Genomic DNA, 1264 nt, shown 5'->3' with positions numbered 1-1264 from the left:
CGCGATGATCTTCGGTATACCTTATGAATTCTCCGTGAGATAAATTCCGAGTTGGCGATAAAGTGATTCACCGAATTCGCCGTTCGAATATCCCAGTTGCGCACGTAATGCAGCATCATTCGTGCGATGAGCGACTTCAGACCCGCCGTCATATTCGACTGTTGCAAGTACTGATGCTGCAAGTCCCACGCATAGCGAATGGGCGAATGAACATAGCTGATATGCACTTGGTCCGGCCCGGTCAGCACGCCCTTCGCGACCGCATGACTGCTGGAAATCACGAGGTCGTAGCCCGATAAATCGAGTTGCTCGATCGCCAGCGGCATCAAAGGCAAATACGCGCGATATCGCTTCTTCGCGAACGGCAGCTTCTGAATAAACGATGTCGTCGCGCGCTTGCCGCGCAGAAACGATCGGTCTTCGAGAAAGTCCACCACGCTGAAAATATCCGCGTCGGGAAAACAGGCGACGATCTGTTCGAGCACGCGCTCCGCGCCCGCATACGTCACGAGCCAGTCATGCACGATCGCAATGCGCGGCATGCCGTTCGCCGCCGATACGCTGCGTGCCGGGCGCGGCATGGGCGCCATCGCCGGAACGGGTTCATGCAGGAAGTGGCGCGCCTTTGCACGTCCGATGAACGCATCTTCGATGTCCTTTTTCATGCGTCACTCCTTGCCTTCAAAGGTGTATGAAATCTTTTGCCGATACGTGTGCTCAGCGTGCGAATCGCTGCTGCTGCCAGGGTGCGCAACGCGGGCCGCGTCAGCACACTCCAGCCTGCATTGAGCAGCGCAACAAGCACGGCGACGGCGATGGCCTGAAACGGATGCAGCATCGAATCGATCAGCGAGCCAAGCACGAGGCTTGCGATGAGAAACGCGAGATGCGCGAGCATGTCGAGTGCGATCGAACGTGCCTTGATGCGCGCCATCCAAAGCAACACGGCGTAATCGGCCAAGGCGCGCAACGCGACGACACTTGCCGCACCCACTGGTCCAAATCGTTCGATACCGAACCACAACAACGCAACGAAGAACGGCAATTGAACAAGTCCGGCGCGCGCCGCGGTCGCAGGATTGATCTGCGATTGAATGAGAATGCGCGTGACGCTCGCCTGACCGACGAGCCATACCGCGATCACGAGAATGCGTCCTACAGGCGCGCTTTCGATCGCGAGATCCGCACCGATCCACACATGCAGGAAGGGTTCGAGTACGAGCAAAGCGAAGATTGCAATCGGCGTGAAGACACCGTTGAGAAA

General features: G+C 57.5%; 1 protein-coding gene and 1 pseudogene. Both read right to left on the bottom strand.

Annotation, left to right across the window (positions count from 1 at the left end; genetic code table 11):
- The coding region (locus P7F28_RS07745) for a glycosyltransferase (protein ID WP_277183934.1) at positions 1-590 on the bottom strand (590 nt) is incomplete at its 3' end.
- 71 nt (positions 591-661) lie between these two features.
- A pseudogene (locus P7F28_RS07740) lies at positions 662-1264 on the bottom strand (flippase); the annotation flags it as partial.

The sequence above is a fragment of the Caballeronia sp. BR00000012568055 genome, from assembly GCF_029439455.1.
In the GTDB taxonomy this organism is placed as follows: Bacteria; Pseudomonadota; Gammaproteobacteria; order Burkholderiales; family Burkholderiaceae; genus Caballeronia.
Note: the sequence above shows the minus strand (reverse complement) of the source record. Positions and strands in the feature narration are given on the sequence as shown.